The 370-nt window shown below is 63.5% G+C and carries 1 pseudogene; it reads right to left on the reverse strand.

What is annotated here, in order from left to right:
* Nucleotides 1–158 precede the first annotated feature (158 nt).
* Nucleotides 159–370 (reverse strand): annotated as a pseudogene (locus IB272_RS34540) (molybdate ABC transporter permease subunit); the annotation flags it as partial.

The raw sequence follows: 370 nt of genomic DNA on the forward strand, positions 1-370 counted from the left end.
GCAAAAGCAAAAACAGTGCGACGAAGGCGAGCGCCGTGATCGTCAGCGTCAGTCGGGCAAAGCGGCTTTCGGAGGTGGCGGCGGCCAGTTCCGGCAGGGCGGCGCGAGGGCCGGAAGCCGGACTGAGGCCGGGACTGGGTGCTGAGGCGGCGGTCAGGTCATGCGACATAGACATATCTCCGCCGGCTCCAGGCCTGGATCGAGTTGATGAGGAGCAGCATGGCAAACGAGATCGCCAGCATCACCGCGGCAATCGCTGTCGCAGCCGCATAGTTGAACTCTTCGAGCCGGATGACGATCAGCAGCGGCGCGATCTCCGAGACATAAGGCAGGTTGCCGGCGATGAAGATCACCGAGCCGTATTCGCCGA

Source organism: Ensifer sp. ENS08 (assembly GCF_014852195.1).
GTDB classification, from domain to species: domain Bacteria; phylum Pseudomonadota; class Alphaproteobacteria; order Rhizobiales; family Rhizobiaceae; genus Ensifer; species Ensifer adhaerens.